The sequence below is a fragment of the Malaciobacter marinus genome, from assembly GCF_003544855.1.
GTDB lineage: Bacteria > Campylobacterota > Campylobacteria > Campylobacterales > Arcobacteraceae > Malaciobacter > Malaciobacter marinus.
Map to the genome: position 1 here is coordinate 460,993 of NZ_CP032101.1, position 14,803 is coordinate 475,795.

Sequence of the window (14,803 nt, forward strand, 5' to 3'; positions counted from 1 at the left end):
TTTAAACTTATTTTTTTAATTGTGCCATTAGTGTTTTTGTATTTCTTGCACTAAAATATAAAGCTAAAGCTATAAATAAAAAGCCAAGTGATAAAAGTATGATTAAAGGCATTCCTAGTTCATTACTTCTTTGTCTTGGTTGTGAAAGCTTTTTCTTAGCCTCTTTTGAAGCTTTTATACTAAAGCCCTCAAGTGGAGCAATTCCATCTTTTACAATTTGATGTCCAGGTCCTCCATCTAAAACTACTTGATACTCTTCTTTTGGAATATCAATAGTTATTTCACTCTCATCAGGAAGTCTTTTTTTAAATAAAATTTCTCCTGTTGCTAATGATTCAAGTCTTATCATCGCACCTGCTGCTTTTTGTCCATTACTAAATTCACCTATAACTGTGATTGTATTGTCATCATTATTAAATACATTCATTAAAAGTGTGTGTGCACTTAGGTTTACTGCTAAAAAAAGTGCTAAAAAAATATATCTTAATTTCATTGTTTTCCTTTAAACTTTTGCTTTAAAAAAGCTTTTTGCTTCATTTCTATTATTTGGTAGTTTGTAAGCTAATAACATAAGTAATAAACCAAATAAAAACAGTCCTAAATCAACATTTAAAATAGTATTCATTTTAAGAGCATATAATTCAATTGGATTAAATCCACTATTGTAAAAATGTAATATTGGAGTTAGCATAAAAAATAAAGCTCCTATAAAAAAGAACTCTTTTGTTGCTTGGTATGAATTAATTCTATAAAATGACCATGTAAATGTTGCAAGCCAAAAGACAAAAAATAAGCCCTTTTGCCAAATAAGTCTATCTTGCATATCAAATGGTAAAATCCATTGAAGTAAAAATATAAAGCCAGTTGCTGGAATAACACCTATCATAACTGCAAGTGATAATTTCCCAAACCAATGGTAAAATGGAACTTTATTTTCAAATCTTTTTGCTCGTTTTTCAAGCCAAAGCATTACACCAAATCCAATTGCAACTGCACAAATAGCCATAAGTGTTGCCATAAGAATTCTAGTAAATACATCAACTCCAAAAAGTAAATGTAAGAAATACATGCTATCTACAAATAGTTTAGACCAATGGGAATCTAAAACTTTTATATTTTGTATTAAGCTTCCATCTACTCCACTTAATATAACAGTTGGATCATTGTAAATACCATTTAAAAATGGCATTTTGGGATTGTATCCCTCAAGTTCAACTTGTGCACTTGAATCTTTCCAATTTATAAGCTTTATTTTGTGAAAGTTGACATTTGGATTTATTTCTTGTGCTTTTTTTATTAGTTCATTAATTGGAAGCATTTCAACAGTATCATTTTTCTTTTCAATTTTCTCTTTTTCTGGGTTAAGAACAGGTCTTATTAGTCTTCCTATTTGAAAAGTTTCACCTTTTGAACTTATATATGCCATAGGCGCTGAGCCTACAAATCCTATGTTCATTAAAGCACCTGTTAATGTAACTATAATAAAAGGAGCAAATATCCATGTGAAAATTTTTCTATGCCATTTAGAAAATTTACTTTGTTGATTTTTTCCTTTGTTTTTATATTTTATTAAATAGACTTGAATTAGTCCACCAATAATTAAAAACATTACTCCAACTGCAACAAATCCAAATAGTAAATAACCAAAAGTTTTCAATGGTCTTCCATAATGCATACTATTTAAAAACCACGCAAGTTCAGAAATATCTTTTTCATCTTCTATTTTTTCCATACTATTTGGATTAAATACAACAGCTTGAGTAAACATATGTCTTATTTTAAGTGCAGGATCACCTCTGTATCCTGGTAGTTGAATAATTATATTATTTCTTGGAAATTCTGGGTCTGAAATTACTGGATCAATCATGGCAGAATAATTTATATTTTTAATATCAGCTGCTTCAAAATGTCTTGATGGTTTTTCCCATGTTTGAATGTATGGTAAAAAAATTGCAAAAATTCCAAAAAAGACAGCTACATACATAAATAATGAAAAAGTAATCCCAGCTGCTACATGAACCCTTTGTAGTCTTTGTTTTAATAGTTTTGTTGGATTATGACTCATGTTAATTTCCTAAAATAAAAATTGCAATAGCAATACAGAAAATAGTTGAGGGAATAAAAGTTTTGTATAAAGCTATCATCTTAGTTGAAGATACAGATATCCATAAAGCTGCAATTGCCCAAGCTAATGTATTAAACATCAATGGAATAATAATTGATTCTCCAGCAGTTCCAGGAAGTATGAAAACAAGTAAGGTCATAGCTAGATATGCAACTAGCAGACCACCAAAAATAGCGCAAATAGTCCTAAAAAGTCCGATTTTTTTTCCACTTTGTTCAGGAGTATTTAATTTTTTAAATATAGAATTTACTTTACAATTCAAAAATATCACCTTTATTTAATTTTGATAATTATAATCATTAAATCATGAATAAAGACTTAATAAAATTTGTAACATGATAAGAATAAGTAAATAGCAAAGCAATCACATAGAAAGATTTAGATATAATGGCAAAAATTTTATGGTGAAAGATAGATATGATAGATATAAAATTACTGCAAAAAGATTTTGAAACTACTGCAAATGCCTTAAAAAGAAAAGGTGTAGATGCAAAACTACTTGATAGTTTAAAAACAATTTCACAAGATGCTAAAGCAAAAAGACAAAGCATGGAAGATGTAACTGCAGAGCAAAATAAATTATCAAAAGAGTTTGGAAGATATAAAAAAGAAGGACTTGATATAGCACCATTACAAAAAAGTATTGGTGAACTTAAAGCTAAAAAACAAGACTTAGAAGATGAGGTTAGAATTTTAGAAGAGAAACTAACTTCAATCGCACTTGGTGTTCCAAATTTTCCAGATGAGAATGTTCCAGATGGTGAAAATGAAGATGAAAATGTTGTATTAGAAACAATAGGTGAAAAACCATCATTTAGTTTTGAACCAAAAGAACATTGGGATTTAGGTGAAAAAAATGGATGGCTAGATTTTGAAAGAGGCGTTAAGTTAGCTAAATCTAGATTTTCAGCTATGAAAGGAGTTGCTGCAAGATTAGAAAGAGCATTGATTAATTATATGCTTGATTTTAATAGACAAAGAGGTTTTGAAGAGTGGTATGTTCCATTTATGGCAAACTCAAATACTTTGCAAGGAACAGGACAACTTCCAAAATTTGAAGATGATTTGTTTAAAATTGAGGGTGAGGATTTATATCTTATTCCAACAGCAGAAGTAAGTCTTACTAATCTTTATAGTGATGAAATAGTTGCAGTTGATGAATTACCTTTAATGCTAACTTCTTATACTCCTTGTTTTAGAAAAGAAGCAGGAAGTGCAGGGCGAGATACAAGAGGATTGATTAGACAACACCAATTTGATAAAGTTGAAATGGTTGCAATTACTAAACAAGAAGAATCAGAAGAAATATTTGAAAAAATGGTTGCTTGTGCTAGTGATTTATTAACTTCACTTGGACTTTCTCATCAAAAAGTTATGCTTTGTACTGGTGATTTAGGATTTAGTGCAGCAAAAACAATTGATTTAGAAGTTTGGCTTCCTGGACAAAATAAGTATAGAGAAATATCTTCAATCTCAAATACTAAAGAGTTTCAAGCAAGACGAGCAAAAATTAGATATAAAGAGAATAAAAAGAATATTTTAGCGCATACATTAAATGGTTCTTCTTTAGCAGTTGGAAGAACACTTGTAGCTATAATGGAAAACTATCAACAAGAAGATGGTTCTATAAAAATACCTGACGTACTTAAAAAGTATATGTAAGAAATAAAAAAATAAGAAACTAAAAGCTTCTTATTTTTTAAACAAAATTCGCAATTCTAATAATATATTCACATTTATTTATCAATAATTTGACAAGTATAAATTAATTCTTTGTTTAGTTCAAAGTTAGGAATGAGAATGACTAAACTAAAGAATTAAAAGACAAAAGAAGTTTCATAAGACTTATTATGTAGGGAAGGAGACATATTATAAGTAAAACTTCTTTGACTGTATTATATAACTTTATACAAATTATATACTTGATTTATATCAAAAAAGAGTAAACTTTTAGTAAATTTTTTACTAAAATATCAATATAAGATAAGAAATTTAGAAAAAATCACTATAAATAACTTTTATAGTGATTTTTTGTTTCTAAAAGCTAATAATATGATTATTAAAATTATAATAGCACTTATAGGAACAAATGAAGGAATAGGTACAGGATCACCTGCTGCATAAGAGTGCTTTCCACTTAAATAGTAGTTTACTCCAAAATATGTCATAATAATTGAAGCATAACTTACAAGTGTTAATACAGCAAATAAAAACTCTGTTAAAATACCTTTTATATACCGTAGATGAATGATTACAGCATAAATTAAAATAGATACTAAAGTCCAAGTCTCTTTTGGATCCCAACCCCAATATCTCCCCCAAGATTCATTTGCCCAAATACCTCCTAAAAAGTTTCCTATTACTAATAAAACTAAACCTATAATTAAAGACATTTCATTTATTCTATTTGCTTCTTTTATACTTAAAAGAATAGAAAAGAAATTTTCATTCTCTTTATTTTTATTTATTAAAGCAAAAAGAATTAAAGCTATAAATCCAAGTAAAGCACTTAATCCTAAAAAGCCATAACTTGCAGTAATCACACTAACATGAATAGTCAGCCAATATGACTTTAATACAGGTGCTAAAGTCGTGATTTGTGGTTCCATCCAACTTAAGTGTGCAACAAATAGTGTAATTGCACTTAATATTCCTGTCGTAGCTAATGCAAGATTTGATTGTTTTGAAAAGAATATTCCTGATAATATTATTGCCCATGCAATATAAATCATAGATTCATAACCATTTGACCATGGTGCATGACCTGCAACATACCATCTAAGTGCAAGTCCAAAAGTATGAACTACAAAGCCTAAAATAAGAAATATTAAAACTATTTTTGTAAGTTTACTAATATTAAGGTTTTGTTTAAATATATTTATAAAAACAGTTATTAAAAGAGTAAGACCTAAGATTAAATAATAAGGAGTCAATCTTTCAAATATATTATATTTATTAAACATTAGTTCTGCTTTTATTTTCCATTGTGTTGGTATTATATGTGTTGCATATTTCTTTTGAAACTTTTTTATATTTTGTAGTTTTTCATTAACTTTATTCCAAGAAAGATTATTTTCATTTGCTTTTTTTAATGTAATAAAGTAGTCTTGCATAAGCTCTTTTATTTTTATAGCTTGCTCTTTTGACATACTAATATCTGAAGTATTATCTAAAACTCTTAGTGCAATAGAAGGAGCAATCCATCTGTTTTTTTTATCATATGCTATTGGAAAGGCTTTGAAAAAATCCCCAATAAATAGTGAGTATGCAATATTTAATCTTTCATCAACTTTGATTAACTCTTTGTCAAGTTTTGTTCTACTTATGGGTTTTTTTGCATTTGCATTTTCTAAAATATTTTGTAACTTATATTTCCCATCTTTTGTATATATATCATTAAAACTTATAGCTTTTTTATTTTTGTCAATTTTTAAAATCTCTTTTAATTTATCATTTTTTATTTTTATAAACTCTATATTTTGCCAAACTTTTGGATATAGCATCATGCTTAAGAAAAATTGGTTTTCATCAAGATTAAATATCTTATCTTTTCTTGCAATTTTGTTTACTATTTCAATAGCTAATGAATTAACAGGCTTTATTCTTCCTTGATAATCTTGAATCAAAAAACTTCCAAAATAGTCTGAGTGTATTTTATCTATATTTTTAATACTATTAATTATCTCTTCATTGATTGAGTTTTTTGCAAATGTTGGAGTATTAAAAGAAAATAACATAAAAAGTACAAAAAGTGCTGATTTAAAACCATTTTTTAAATAATAGCTTTTTTTAATATCTTCAATATTAAATTTTTTGTTGCTTAATTTTCTAAATCTTCCATTCTTACTAAAAAGATTTAAAAATAGACCTGTAAAAAGTAAAAAGTAGCCAATATATGTTGGAGTTTTCCCTGGGTCTTTATTTACTGATAAGATTGTAGCGCTTTCATCTTGTTTGTATGAAGATTGAAAAAATCTGTAACCTTTATAATCTAATGTATTATTCATATATATTCTATAAAATTTATTCTCTTTTAAATCTTTATCAACTATTTCAATATCACTTAAGTATGTTGATGGTGAGTTTGACCCTGGATATCTATTTAATTGAAAATCCAATAGTTTTATACTAAAAGGTAAGGTAATAGGTTTAGCACCCCATTGTAGTTCAAAGTCAAGCCCTTGAAAAGTAGTTTTAGTAATATAACCTCTATTTGAACCACCTTTTCCATATAAAGCTACTTTTTTACTACTATTATTTGTTATTAAATCAACTAAAACAGCATTTACTTGAGCATCTTTTTTTACTTGATTTTTAGAAGCACTTACAACTTTTAAAGCACCTTTTGAACTTGCTTGTTTAATCATAAATTGTGTTTGTCCAACTTTATAAACTCTTGATTGCCCTAAAATAATCTCTTTATTTGCGTCTATTACTCCATCTTTTTTATTTTCAATTGAGTACCAAGCAGTAGAGATATTTGCTTTATATAAAATTTGTCCATTATCTTTTGTATTTATTGTAACAAGTGGTTTTTTATAATTTTTAAACTCTTTATTTAATGAGAAATCTAAAAATTGTGTTTTTTTTACTTCACTATTTTTTAAATCAATACTTTTTACTCCATTAAATGTTGATACAACTATATTTACCATTGGAATTCCATCTTTATCATCAACAATTGCTTCAATAGCATTTGGTACAAACTTGTCAAATTTAACTTTGATATCTTTATTTTTTAAATCAAAAGTATGTGAAAAATCAGTTTGATTAAGTTTTGTCATTAAAACTTTTTTTTCAAAATTTAGTTCATTGTTTTTATTAGTAGCTTTTATTTGAATATATTCATCTGTAGTATAAATAATATTTTGTTCTCTTCCCTCATCAATTGTCATAATTGCTTCATATCCCAAATATCTAGTAAGTGCAGAACCTACAAATATAAATATAAAAGATATATGAATTAAAAGAATGAAAAATTTCTTTTTTTGATACATTTTGAACCAATAAATATTAAAGATAACACCAATAGTTAATAAAAGCATTATTGCTTCAAACCAAGTTTGTCCATATATAAATGATTTTGCTCCAAGAGGTCCAAAGTCATTTTCTACAAAAGTAGCAACTGCACATGCAAGAGCAAAAAATAGCATAAGTACAGTCATAACTTCTATACTAAAAAAATTTTTAAGGGTTTTTTTCATTTTATTAATCCATAAAGTATTTAAATTTTATAAGTAACACAAAGAAGAAAATTATATTTGTGTTACTTACAAAAATTAGAGTTTATTATAAAAAGAGGAAGATTCCTCTTTTTATTTAATAAGAAGTTTTATGTTCTACTTCTTTTGTAGATTCTGGGTTGTAAAGACCTTTTTTCTCAGCCTCTTTTTTCCATTTTGGTACTAAGTTTTTGTTGAATTCTTTTTTATCTTCAACAAGTTTCTTAAATGGAAGACCAATAATTTTTTGAGCATCTTCTTTTGTTTTATACTCAGGTGCTTTATAATCAGCAGCTCCATGTTTAGCTAATATTTTAGCTAATTTTATTCTAGCTTGTCCAGCTTTATCTATAGCAGTTGCTAATACTCTTAATGTCTCTTCTGGTGCGTGGAAGAATGCAGGGTGTGAAGCAACAGCATAATCCCATCTCCATTGAGCATGTCTAATATCTTTTAATACAGGTGCCATCTCTTCTTTAGTAGCTCCAACTTCCCAAGCTTTACCAGCTTCTAAGTGTGCAGCAGAGATTTGAACCATAGCTTTTTTATGAAGTTCATTTTTTCTTTCTCTTTTTTTATTGATATTAGAAAGTAATTCTTCTTCACTAACTCTATGACAATTCATACAAGTTTTACTCATATTATCTAATGGATTTCCAATATTGTGATCTGTATATTTTATTCCACCTTCTTGAGTATATGGCATGTGACAATCTGCACAAGAAACATTATTTCTTCCATGGGCACCTGTTTTCCACATTTCATATCCTGGGTGTTGAGCTTTTAACATTGGAGTTTTTGAAATTTTATGTGTCCAATCAGAGAACTCAATTTCATCATAATATTTTTCCATATCATCAACTGTAAAACCATTTTTCCATGGTAGTGTAACAACTGCAGCTTTTTTACCACTAGCTGTTTTCTTTTTACTAAAGTAGTACTCTACGTGACATTGAGCACAAACTAATGTTCTCATATCTTGTTGAGTAGCATCTTTCATTTGTAAAGTACCTTCACTTGCTAATCCTCTATCAAGATACTTTCTATTTACTTGTAACTCCATTGTTTTAGGGTTGTGACAATCCATACATCCAATTGGATTTATAACCTCAGAACCATATTTTGCCCATTTGCCTGTAAAGTACTCTTCTTCACCTTGTTCATCCATCAATCTTGGAACATCTGGTGATTTACAAGTCCAACATGCAGTTGGCATTGGTCCTGTTTTTTCATCAACAGGCGCACCTGTTCTTAGTGTGTTTCTGTTATCTTCAATTGCATAAAAGTGTCCTCTTGGAGCATTATAGTCTTTTGCAAAACCATATCCAGCCCATAATACTACAAGTTCAGGATACTCTTTTAACATATCGTGAATATCATCAGAGTTTTTAGTTTGTTTCCAAGAATCAAACTGTCTTGGATAGTATTTTCTAAACTCTTCGTTTTTTGTTTCCCATCTTTTTTCCACTTGCGGAACACTATTAATCTGTTTTTGTTCATCTTTCTTTTCATTAATTGATGCAACTAAGACAGACATTAGTCCAATTGCTATTAAAGAAATAGCAAGAAGAATTTTGTATTTTTTCATGACAACTTACCTCTATTTCATTTTTTCTTTAACTCCAAGATTATATGGAGTAGATATTAAACTACGAACTTTACCATGTGGCACATATTTGTGACACTCCCAACATTTCCGACCAGTTTCTAAACTTCCGTCTTTACCGCTATGATATTTGTCAGCGTTTAGCTTCAATGTTGCACTTTCACTTGTGTGACATCGAATACAGTTAGCTTGTACACGGCTTGCTCCATCATCACTTATTTGAATATTATTCTCATAAGTGTTTAATGTGAACGCAACTGAATGATTCCATCCATCTATTGCTTTTGATTTGTATTTAGCTACAACATCACCAACAGGTAAATGGCAATCAACACATTTTGCCACATTTCTATGTGAACTTCTTTGCCAAGTTGCATAGGCTGAATTCATTGTATGACAATTAATACAGGCCTTTGGATCACTTGATAAATATGACAACATGTTAGATGCATATACTGTGTAAACAAAAAGCGAAGCGGCAATGAGAAGACTTAAAACTGTTCCATAAACAACAATTTTTTTGTTCTTTTCCATCCTAAATCCTTTAAGTTACCCTGAAATTATAAAATTAATTAAAGGTAAGTATCTTGACTTAAATCAAGAAATTATAATTTAAGTGAATATTCATTCAAAAATGATAATTTGATTTTATGTATAAATTATTTATATAAAATATGTAGCTTTTGTAAAGTATCTGTGAAATAGTACTTGTAGATGAAAAAATATTAGTTTATCTTATAATAAGCTTGTTGTTTTAAACTGTAAAAGGTGTATCTGTAAATTTACAAATTTCTTAAATATAAAAATTAAATTTAGCTTTAAAGTAATGAATTTGTTTATAAAAAATAGTTTATTTTACAAAAACTTTAAAATCATATGTCTTATTATCAATCTTTACATTTATATAACCACTTGAAACATTAAAATGTTGATATGTTAAAACTTCACCAATTTTGATTTTTCTTTTATTATAAATAGATTTTGATTTTTGAAAATAACCCTTTGAATTTCCTATATAAACTTCAGGTTTTGTATGGTAAAACTTTCCAATTACAACTATTTTTGTAAAACAAGTACCATTATAATCAGCTTTTGTTTTTCTTGTATGTTGTACATTTTCTCCATTACCATTTTCATCAAAAATTCCAATTGCATGGGCATTTTTGATATTTGTTGATGAAGCATAAAGATTTAGAGATAAACAAAGTAAAATTACTTTAAAAAAAATCAACTTTTTCATATGTAATTTTACTATATAAGTGTGAAAATATTGTGTAGTTTTTTAAATATATGAAACAACTCTTGTTTTTTCATTGTTTTCTTTTTTTATATTGTCATATAATTTTTGGTATTTTAATTTATCTTTAAATGATATTGGAGTTCTTATTGATTTGTATTCTACAATTTTACCATCTTTTTTTACAACATTTATTTGAGCATGAACCCAATAAAAACCTTTATCTTTTCGTAGGTTTTTTATAACTCCACTCCATGATTGATTTTTTTCTAAGCTACTCCATAACTCTTCAAAAACTTTTTTAGGCATATCAGGATGTCTTACACAATTATGAGGTTTACCTATAAGTTCATCTACTTCATAACCACTAATTTGTGTAAAAGTATCATTGGCATAAGTGATATTACCTTTTAAATCAGTTCTTGAAACTATTAATTCATCTTTTGGAACAATTGTTTCTATTAGAAATTCACTTTGCTTATATTGCATCTTATTTTCCTACTTTATCAAAATGTTTAGCAAATCCTTGAACATTCTTCTTTTTTAAATCACCATTATAAACAATATCTTCAGCTTTTATTGTCTCATCATTTAGCATACTTGGAACAACATCAGAATTTTCTAAAACTTCCATATGTTCATTTAACTCTTCTTCACTATAAGCCATTTGCATATCTGCACTAATTACATGGGGAATGTTTTCAATCACTCTTAAATTTTCAAGTTCTTCTTCAACATTTTTACCCTCAATTGTAACAATAATTCTTCCAAGTTCATCATGTATATGATACTCACATACTTCACAATCTTTTAAATTTTTCACAACTTCATCTAAATATTTTGGTAATGTTTGTACAACAATACTTGAAATGTTCATTTAAAATCCTTTATTTTCTAATTTATAATAGTTTATTTTACTATCATCACTTGATACAAATATTTCATTTTCATTTAAAAAAATAATATTTGTAATAATCATTTTACTTCCTGTTAGTTTGTATAAGTCTGCTTTTGTTAAGGTATTAAATATTGTTACGTTATTGAACTCATCACTTGAAAAGCCTGCTAACTTTGCACTAGGACTTAAAGCACAACTATATATTAAAAAATCTGCTTCTTTATAATAAGCATTTTTGTTTGTTGCATTATAAACAACACTTCTTCTATCTTGTCCAGCAGTTATTATTTTATTTTTTTTCCAATCTACTTGATAAACATTATCTAGGTTTTGATATTTATAATCTTTAATAAATTTACCATTTGAAGTTTGGTATTCATGTAAAACACCACTCTCATCTGCAATAATTATTTTTGATTTATCATCATTTAAAGAAAAATCAGAAAATCTTGATTGAGAAGCTTGTCTTTCATAAACTATTTTTTGATCTTTTAAATCATATAAAAAGAGTTGATTACTTAATAATGAGTAAAGAATTTTGTCTTTAGAAAGAAATATTGCTTTTGCAATAAATTGTCTTTTTTTATCACTGATTATTGTATGTAACTTTTCATTTTTATAAATAAAAATATTTCTTCCACCTTTATTTCCTTGTGAAAGTATTAATAGTTTATCATCAATTACATCAACACTATAAATTTTAGCATTAATAGTATCTCCTATAAAATCTTTTATTTTAGGAATAGTGATTTGTTTGATTTTTTCTTTTGTATTAATATCAAAGATATCAATGGTGCTATTTGTAGTTGCTACATATAATTTTTGCTTTTTTATAAGCATATCTGTAACACCACCACTTGTAGTAAAAGAGTTTGTTGATTTTAGTATATTTATATTAGCTTGTAAACTAAGTACTGAAAAAACTACTAATAATACTATTTTAAAAGTTTTCATTTATGCTCCTATTTCGATTGCATCAACAGGACAGTACTTAATGCAAAATCCACAAGAAGTACAATTATTATTTATTTCAGGTCTAAACATAGCAACAAAATCTATTGCATCATCTAAACAAGGATCTTTACATGAAAAACACATTGTTTGATTCCATGCAAGACATTTTAGTATATTTATTGATATATTAACATCAATATTTTTTTTGTTTTCTATATTTAATACTTCTGTTGGACAAGCATTTGCGCACTCATCACAATAAGTACAACCACCATTTGAAAAATCAATTATTGGTGTTTTATCTTCATTTATTGATATAATATTTTCTTCACAAGCTAGAACACAAAAGCCCTCACAATTTATACACTCTTTTAAAAAAAGATTTTTGTCTTTATAATAAGGAGGTCTTATTATCTGTTTTTCTTCTTCTTTTTTAATTTTTGATTTTATTGAGTTGAAAAATTCTCTTCTTTTCATGTTTTACCTTTTAAAATAGAAGAGAATATCTTCTATTTTAATATTTATTTAACACCTTCATTCATAGTGTCAATTAAATTTGATGACTTATTTGCATTTTCTGTTTTAAAATCAGCTTTAAAAGTATTATCAACTAATTGTCCATCTGATTGTGGAGCATGACATTGACTACAATTAAATCTTGCACCAGCTAGACTATTTAACTTTTTATAATCAGCTAATTTTAAATCACTTGTATTTGTATATACTTTACCATCTTTTTCAATTTTACCATCTTTTAGAAGCTTTGTCACTGGTCTAAAGTCTGTAAAATGTGATTTTGGAATAGGTGTTGCATTCATTGACTCTGCAATTCCAGGAGTATGGCAAGTTGTACAAGCATTATTATTAATAGTAATTGGTAACATACCCTCTATATCATGAGGAATCATTGGAGGAGCATTCTCAAATGCTCTTTCATATATCATTCCTGCTCCAGCAGGAGAAGTTGAATACTTTGTTTTATCTGCTATTGTTGATTTTTCTGTATATATGTCAGTTTTTCTTAAACCTAACGACTCTTCACTAACAGTTTTTTGGCTTGTTGCACATCCAGCAGCAAATAATACAGCTGCTGTTGCTATACCTAAAGTTATACTAGTTAACTTCATTTTGTTTCCTTTTTTAAATTTTTTATTGAAAAGTTAAGAGCATCATCATCACATACTTCTACACATCTTCCACAGTTTGTACATTCTCCTGATGTTACAGGAATTGAATCTTTTGTTACCATAAATAGTACTTGTGATTCAGGACAAACTTCTTTACATTTCATGCATGCTGTACAGTTTTCATGATTGTGATGAACTCTTATTAAACTAAATCTTCCAATAAGTGAGTAAAAACCCCCAATTGGACATATATGACCACACCAGCCATTTTTTAATACAAAAAGATCAAATAAAAATATAATTACAATAGCTGCCCAACCAAATCCTAATCCAAATATTAAACCTCTATGTACCATTGATACAGGAGAAACAAATTCAAATGCTGCATATCCCATAAAAAATGAGAGTATCAAACTTAAAACTAATACATAATATCTTATGTTTCTTGTTGCAGGTTGTCTTTTTAAAATTTTATTAAATCCAAATTTTCTTCTAATATAGTTACTTAAATCAGTAATCATATTTACAGGACAAACCCAAGAACAAAATGCTCTTCCACCAATAAACATATAAAATACAAATATAATAATAGCTCCTATTAAAACATCACTTGCTATTACTGCACCAGCTGTAAACATCTGAAGTACTGCATAAGGGTCACTTAAAGGAACTGTGTCTAAAAGTTTTGATGAACTAAGGTTTCCCATAAGAAAGTTAAAGCCCCAAATATTAGCTGCGATATACAAAAACATAATAGTAATTTGAGTGATTCTTCTTGCTATTAGGAATTTACTTTTTTTGATTAAATTAATCATCTAAAATCCCTCCTAAGTCATTTAAAGAGTCAACTGCTTTTCTTTCACTAATTTTTGTCTTAGTAGTTTCGCTTGTTGCTTTTTCTAATCTTTTTTCATCATTTTTATCCCAGCCTTTGATATAATAATCTCCAGCTTTCCCTTTTGCAACCTCATTTGGCAATACAAAAATTGCTGCTTTTTGAGTAACACATGCTTTCTCACATAAACCACAACCTGTGCATACATCTGCATGAACAACTGGTTTTAAAAAAGCGTGTTTCCCTGTTCTTTCATTTTTAGTATATTCAATAGTAATTGCTTCACCTAAAAGTGGACATGCTCTATAACATGCATCACATTGAATACCCCAAAAAGCTATACAACTGTTATCATCAATTACAGCAACACCCATAGAAGCTTTATTTATATCAAGCTTATTTTTTGTTGTTACTAGTTTCTCATTTAATGCATCTGTTGGACATACAGGTACACATGGTATATCAGGACACATATAACATGGAATATCTCTAGGAATAAAATATGGTGTTCCTAAAGGCATGTTATCTCCTGGTTTTGCTAATTGTAATGTATCATAAGGACATGCTTCAACACACATCCCACACTTAATACATGTTTTAAGAAAATCATTTTCATCAAGTGCTCCTGGGGGTCTTAATAAAAGTGATGATGCTGTTACTTCATCTACATATGCACTCCATACTAAACCTCCAAGTGCTGTAAGCCCTAAGGCTCTAGCACCATTTAAAAAAAACTCTCTTCTATTCATCTTTTGATCTTTTCTTGGAATGTTATTGCTCAAGACAATACTCCCTTTTT

General features: G+C 27.8%; 15 protein-coding genes. 1 reads left to right on the top strand and 14 read right to left on the bottom strand.

Annotated elements, in window-relative coordinates; all coding sequences use genetic code 11:
- Positions 1-7: 7 nt before the first annotated feature.
- The 3 genes from AMRN_RS02280 to AMRN_RS02290 are packed head-to-tail and all read right to left on the bottom strand — an operon-like array spanning position 8 to position 2,387.
- Positions 8-493: a hypothetical protein gene (locus tag AMRN_RS02280; protein WP_099309801.1), complete on the bottom strand. Its 486-nt coding sequence runs from the start codon at positions 491-493 to the stop codon at positions 8-10.
- A gap of 9 nt (positions 494-502) precedes the next feature.
- A complete protein-coding gene (locus AMRN_RS02285; RefSeq protein ID WP_099309800.1) occupies positions 503-2,065 on the bottom strand; it encodes a PepSY-associated TM helix domain-containing protein in 1,563 nt (520 codons plus the stop codon).
- Position 2,066: 1 nt separating this feature from the next.
- Positions 2,067-2,387 (bottom strand): hypothetical protein, encoded by a 321-nt coding sequence (locus tag AMRN_RS02290; protein WP_228150774.1) that lies wholly within the window; start codon positions 2,385-2,387, stop codon positions 2,067-2,069.
- A 155-nt stretch (positions 2,388-2,542) separates the two neighbouring features.
- Between AMRN_RS02290 and serS the strand changes: the two genes are divergently transcribed.
- Positions 2,543-3,787: a serine--tRNA ligase gene (gene serS / locus AMRN_RS02295; protein ID WP_099309799.1), complete on the top strand. Its 1,245-nt coding sequence runs from the start codon at positions 2,543-2,545 to the stop codon at positions 3,785-3,787.
- Between the two features lie 356 nt (positions 3,788-4,143).
- On the opposite strand, the gene ccsA is transcribed toward serS, so the two are convergent.
- From ccsA to napG, 11 genes are all read right to left on the bottom strand, one after another.
- The gene (ccsA, locus tag AMRN_RS02300) at positions 4,144-7,329 is read right to left on the bottom strand and encodes a cytochrome c biogenesis protein CcsA (protein ID WP_099309798.1); all 3,186 of its coding nucleotides are present in this window, start codon (positions 7,327-7,329) and stop codon (positions 4,144-4,146) included.
- 115 nt (positions 7,330-7,444) lie between these two features.
- Entirely contained in the window at positions 7,445-8,935 is a 1,491-nt protein-coding gene (nrfA, locus tag AMRN_RS02305) for an ammonia-forming cytochrome c nitrite reductase (protein WP_099309797.1), read from the bottom strand.
- Between the two features lie 12 nt (positions 8,936-8,947).
- On the bottom strand, positions 8,948-9,487 hold the full coding sequence (gene nrfH / locus AMRN_RS02310) for a cytochrome c nitrite reductase small subunit (protein WP_099344478.1): 540 nt from the start codon (positions 9,485-9,487) through the stop codon (positions 8,948-8,950).
- Positions 9,488-9,803: 316 nt separating this feature from the next.
- Positions 9,804-10,193, bottom strand: coding sequence for a hypothetical protein (locus AMRN_RS02315; protein WP_099309795.1), 390 nt, complete (start codon positions 10,191-10,193; stop codon positions 9,804-9,806).
- Positions 10,194-10,235: 42 nt separating this feature from the next.
- On the bottom strand, positions 10,236-10,679 hold the full coding sequence (locus AMRN_RS02320) for a PAS domain-containing protein (protein ID WP_099309794.1): 444 nt from the start codon (positions 10,677-10,679) through the stop codon (positions 10,236-10,238).
- Position 10,680: 1 nt separating this feature from the next.
- Entirely contained in the window at positions 10,681-11,067 is a 387-nt protein-coding gene (locus tag AMRN_RS02325; RefSeq protein WP_099309793.1) for a chaperone NapD, read from the bottom strand.
- Positions 11,068-12,042: a WD40 repeat domain-containing protein gene (locus AMRN_RS02330; RefSeq protein ID WP_099309792.1), complete on the bottom strand. Its 975-nt coding sequence runs from the start codon at positions 12,040-12,042 to the stop codon at positions 11,068-11,070.
- Positions 12,043-12,519 (bottom strand): ferredoxin-type protein NapF, encoded by a 477-nt coding sequence (locus AMRN_RS02335; protein WP_099309791.1) that lies wholly within the window; start codon positions 12,517-12,519, stop codon positions 12,043-12,045.
- A 44-nt stretch (positions 12,520-12,563) separates the two neighbouring features.
- Entirely contained in the window at positions 12,564-13,169 is a 606-nt protein-coding gene (locus tag AMRN_RS02340; protein WP_099309790.1) for a nitrate reductase cytochrome c-type subunit, read from the bottom strand.
- Entirely contained in the window at positions 13,166-13,984 is an 819-nt protein-coding gene (napH, locus tag AMRN_RS02345) for a quinol dehydrogenase ferredoxin subunit NapH (RefSeq protein ID WP_099309789.1), read from the bottom strand. The genes AMRN_RS02340 and napH overlap by 4 nt, the downstream gene beginning before the upstream one ends.
- On the bottom strand, positions 13,977-14,753 hold the full coding sequence (gene napG, locus AMRN_RS02350; RefSeq protein ID WP_099309788.1) for a ferredoxin-type protein NapG: 777 nt from the start codon (positions 14,751-14,753) through the stop codon (positions 13,977-13,979). Before napG ends, napH begins: the two co-directional genes overlap by 8 nt.
- Positions 14,754-14,803 lie beyond the last annotated feature (50 nt).

Bases quoted from the DNA above. Each gene is read 5' to 3' on its own strand.
- AMRN_RS02340 (WP_099309790.1), bottom strand. From the start codon at position 13,169: ATGAAGTTAACTAGTATAACTTTAGGTATAGCAACAGCAGCTGTATTA.
- AMRN_RS02335 (WP_099309791.1), bottom strand. From the start codon at position 12,519: ATGAAAAGAAGAGAATTTTTCAACTCAATAAAATCAAAAATTAAAAAA.
- ccsA (WP_099309798.1), bottom strand. From the start codon at position 7,329: ATGAAAAAAACCCTTAAAAATTTTTTTAGTATAGAAGTTATGACTGTA.
- AMRN_RS02280 (WP_099309801.1), bottom strand. From the start codon at position 493: ATGAAATTAAGATATATTTTTTTAGCACTTTTTTTAGCAGTAAACCTA.
- AMRN_RS02315 (WP_099309795.1), bottom strand. From the start codon at position 10,193: ATGAAAAAGTTGATTTTTTTTAAAGTAATTTTACTTTGTTTATCTCTA.
- napH (WP_099309789.1), bottom strand. From the start codon at position 13,984: ATGATTAATTTAATCAAAAAAAGTAAATTCCTAATAGCAAGAAGAATC.
- serS (WP_099309799.1), top strand. From the start codon at position 2,543: ATGATAGATATAAAATTACTGCAAAAAGATTTTGAAACTACTGCAAAT.
- napG (WP_099309788.1), bottom strand. From the start codon at position 14,753: ATGAATAGAAGAGAGTTTTTTTTAAATGGTGCTAGAGCCTTAGGGCTT.
- AMRN_RS02320 (WP_099309794.1), bottom strand. From the start codon at position 10,679: ATGCAATATAAGCAAAGTGAATTTCTAATAGAAACAATTGTTCCAAAA.
- nrfH (WP_099344478.1), bottom strand. From the start codon at position 9,487: ATGGAAAAGAACAAAAAAATTGTTGTTTATGGAACAGTTTTAAGTCTT.
- nrfA (WP_099309797.1), bottom strand. From the start codon at position 8,935: ATGAAAAAATACAAAATTCTTCTTGCTATTTCTTTAATAGCAATTGGA.
- AMRN_RS02330 (WP_099309792.1), bottom strand. From the start codon at position 12,042: ATGAAAACTTTTAAAATAGTATTATTAGTAGTTTTTTCAGTACTTAGT.
- AMRN_RS02325 (WP_099309793.1), bottom strand. From the start codon at position 11,067: ATGAACATTTCAAGTATTGTTGTACAAACATTACCAAAATATTTAGAT.
- AMRN_RS02285 (WP_099309800.1), bottom strand. From the start codon at position 2,065: ATGAGTCATAATCCAACAAAACTATTAAAACAAAGACTACAAAGGGTT.